This window comes from Clostridioides sp. ZZV15-6598, assembly GCF_020657705.1.
GTDB lineage: Bacteria > Bacillota > Clostridia > Peptostreptococcales > Peptostreptococcaceae > Clostridioides > Clostridioides difficile_F.
Window position 1 is genome coordinate 1 of record NZ_JAGWCS010000213.1, and the last position, 4,012, is coordinate 4,012.

The following is a 4,012-nucleotide window of genomic DNA, read 5'->3' on the forward strand; positions in this document are numbered from 1 at the left end:
CTAAATAAAATATTCTGTTCTAATTATATTTTTTGTTTTTTATAAAAAATACAACGATTATTGCTAGAATAGGATTTATTGAAAATCCTACTAATGTCCAAAAACTACTGTTGAGATTTTTATTTGTAGAAATTTTATTGCATGCAATTAAAACTATTATATAAATGATACAATTTACTATTTTAAATATATGTGATGTAAAATTTTGGGCAAGTGCAAATAAAGTAAATGCATAAAATAAGCCCATAAAAGCAAAGAAAATATAGTTTAAGTTCTTAAATTTTGGCAAATGTTTTTTACTATCATTAATTGACATAATAACACCAAGAACCATAGCTATCCATCCAAATAAATTTGCTGCTTGTAGACTAAATATTGTCATGTGTATTCTCCTTTATAATTATTTACATTAAGTATACAAGATAATTTGCCAATATGAAAGTGGATAAAAGCAATTATATAATTCAAGAAAATTGAATACAATGAATGCTTTATAGAATTAAAATATAATAAAGTAGAGTATTAAATTAAAATCTTTTAATTCAATACTCTACCTTTAATTTAATACACTATCTTAAATAAACTAAAATTCAAATTCATTTTCCCAATCAAATTCTTCTGATTTTTCTGCACATTTAGGCCAATGGTTACACCATTCAGGGACTGATGGATTTTCAATTCTATCAATACTTGGAGTATATGGTTTTAAGTCGATAACAGGGCTATTATCATTAGCATCAATATATGGAATTTTTATTATACCATGCTCATGGTCAATGCTAATAATTTGTACAGTAGTTAATGCTATTGGATTAGGTCTAATAGGTGACCTTGTCGCAAATATTCCCATAACATCAGGTGCTTTTTTATAAGGTTTTGGAGTTTCTAAGATACTTCTTGCTTCAACATCATCAAATCCATCAAACCACCAGATTACATTTAAATGACTAAATCCATCAAGCTCTTTTAATGCAGGTATATACTTTTTATCCAATTCAATAGAAATTTCTTCGCCTTGAACACGTATTTTTCCTATAGGGTTTACTAAAATTTGTTTCATAATATTACCTCCAATTATTTGGTTTGTTATTTGTAATTTTAGAGTAAACCCTAACACCATGTGAGAGTCAATATAAAAAAGAGATAGAAGCATATGATTAAAAGGATAATACATTTTTTGCATGAAGCATAACACCAGTTATAAGACAGTCTTCATCAATATCAAAGGTGGCTGTATGAAGAGGAGAATTAATATTTTTTTCCTGATTTGCACAACCAAGGTGATAAAAAGCACCTTCACAATACTTCAAAAAATATGAAAAATCTTCAGCACCAAGAGTAGGTGTATCTTTAATTAAAATATTTTCTTTTCCAAATAACTCTACTGCATTTTGTTTAACATAATCTACAAGAAAATTTGAATTTATAAGGGCAGGATAACCTTCTTCAATTTCAACATCAATATTTCCGCCAAATGTTTTGCAAGTAAAATCACAAACCTCTTTAATGCGTTTTTTTGAAAAGTCTCTGGTTTCTTGTGTTAAAGTTCTTAAGGTTCCTTTTATAACAACTTTATCACAAACTATATTTTCTTTAATTCCGCCTTCAATTTTTCCTAAAGAAATAACTACAGAGTCAGTGGGGTTTGTATTTCGACTGACAATTGTCTGCAAAGCAGTTATGATATGGGCAGAGATAACTATAGCGTCAACACCTTGATGTGGATAAGCACCATGACATTTTGAACCATGTACAGTTATACAAAGTGTATCTGTTGATGCATTTAAAGTATCGTATTTTAGTTCAATTAAATTTTTATCAATATTGGGATTTACATGAAGACCAAATATATAATCTACATCTGGATTTTTCATACATCCATCTTCTATCATAAGTTTAGCACCACCAATAGTTTCTTCAGCAGGTTGGAAAAAAAATTTTACATTTACATTTAGATAATCCTTTAATTTAAATAGGATATTACAAGTACCAAGTAAAATAGCAGTATGTGCATCATGGCCACATGCATGCATTTTGCCTAAATTAGTAGATTTATAAGGCGAATTGAGTTCTTCTGTTATAGGTAAAGCATCTATATCAGCTCTTATAGCAACTGTATCAAAGTTTGGATTTACATTTATATATGCAGTTACTCCTGTGTGATTTTCATATTCAATATAACTTATACCTATTTCATCTAAATATTTAATAATTTTTTTCTTAGTTTGAAATTCTTCTAATCCAAGTTCTGGAGTTTTGTGTAAATCTCTTCTAATATCTATAACCCAATCATTTATATCATGGCAAAGAGCTTTAATATTAATCATAAAACACATCCTAACTATATTAAAAATTCATTTTTCTTCATTAATTATATTATTCTATATAAAACATTATTCTGACGTATAAACTCTATAAATTTATATAAATACTTTATATTTTTTATATTTTTATTTCCTTTTTCATCCTGCCCTATTTTGAAAAATATCTACTCTAGTTTAATATAGCAGTCCAAAGGCTTAAATTCGACCTCGTCAATGTCTACATATTAGCACAATCTTTTTATTTGATTTTCTATGCTAATTTAAGAAACCACACTTGTGATTACTTTTATAATTTGCTAAATTAATACTTGCATTTTTATCCCTATCAATCAAAAGATTACACTCTTCATTAGGACATACATAAGTCCTATCTTTTAGTTTTAAATCTTTTTTGATAGTCCCGCAACATGAACACATTTTACTACTTGGATAAAATCTATCTGCTTTAACAAATTCGATTTTACTCCATTTACATTTGTATTCAAGTATAGTTATAAACTTATTAAAACATTGCTCTGAAATTGCTTTAGACAAGTGTTTATTTTTTAATAAACTTCTTACATTTAAATCTTCTACTACTACTCTACAAGGCTTGGTTTTCACTATTGTATTAGTAATTTGGTGTATATGATTTAATCTAATATCAGAAAGTTTTTTATAGACAAGTTTTACCTGTCTTTCAATCTTTATGATATTTTGAGTTTTTACAAGTTTTTCATCTTTTTGGAAGGTTTTACCACTTTTTAACATATCATATTTCCTTGAAACTTGCCTTTGAAGTTTTCTAAGTTTCTTATTTAATCTTTTAACTTCTTTTGATTTATTAATGTTTTTAAAAGGCTCATCTATATTACTAACTATCGCTAAATCCTTGATACCTAAATCAACACCAACACTTTCATTAGTGAGTTTAATATCAGTTTTTTCCTCAACTTCCACTCCTAATGATAAATACCAATACTTTTCATTAAACTTTACTCTTGGATTTAGAACTTTTATTTTATCTTTTTTATAGTTACCAATAGGAAGTCTGCCTTCGTCTTTCATTCTCACATAACCTATTTTTTCAAGTTTGATATAATTATCTTCTACAATAAACTTGTTATTCAAATGAAAAAATGAAACTTCACACTTACCTTTTTTCTTAAATTTAGGATAAAAAGATTCTTTTTTAAAGAATTTCTTAAATGATTCTCCTAAATCTTTAAGTGCCTGTTGTGGTATTTCTGATGACACTTCTTTTAACCAACTAAATTCACTATTATTTCTTAATCTTGTAAATTCTTTTCTTAATTCATCTATTTGTAAAAATTTATTATTTTCTTCATAGTATTTATTAAGAAAAGCTAATCCCCAGTTATAAGCGAATCTTGAGGTACCAGCACTTTTAAACATTAATTCTTCTTGTCTTTTAGTGGGATATAATCTAACTTTAATTGCTTTAATCATATTTCTCACCTCTTCTAAATTTATTGTACCATAGTGATATTACATTATATACATGTTGAAATTTTAGTACAATTATTTTGAGGTGAATAAAATAATCTAATTATAACCATTCTAAAAAATTACAAGAGCACTCACAAATCAAGAGTTTCTTTTTTTCAAGTTTATTTAATTTAGCATTTGACGAATTATAAAGTATTTATATTAATTTATAGAGTTTATATCTTTTTACCTACAATCGC

At 26.5% G+C, this 4,012-nt stretch carries 4 protein-coding genes; all 4 read right to left on the reverse strand.

Annotation, left to right across the window (positions count from 1 at the left end):
* Window positions 1–19 precede the first annotated feature (19 nt).
* Window positions 20–382, reverse strand: a complete 363-nt coding sequence (locus KGF50_RS20615; RefSeq protein ID WP_227849789.1) for a hypothetical protein — start codon at window positions 380–382, stop codon at window positions 20–22.
* 201 nt (window positions 383–583) lie between these two features.
* Window positions 584–1,060, reverse strand: a complete 477-nt coding sequence (locus KGF50_RS20620) for an SAM-dependent methyltransferase (RefSeq protein WP_227849790.1) — start codon at window positions 1,058–1,060, stop codon at window positions 584–586.
* A 97-nt stretch (window positions 1,061–1,157) separates the two neighbouring features.
* Window positions 1,158–2,327: a M20 family metallopeptidase gene (locus KGF50_RS20625; RefSeq protein ID WP_227849791.1), complete on the reverse strand. Its 1,170-nt coding sequence runs from the start codon at window positions 2,325–2,327 to the stop codon at window positions 1,158–1,160.
* Window positions 2,328–2,579: 252 nt separating this feature from the next.
* Window positions 2,580–3,773, reverse strand: a complete 1,194-nt coding sequence (locus tag KGF50_RS20630) for a transposase (RefSeq protein ID WP_227849792.1) — start codon at window positions 3,771–3,773, stop codon at window positions 2,580–2,582.
* Window positions 3,774–4,012: the final 239 nt, after the last annotated feature.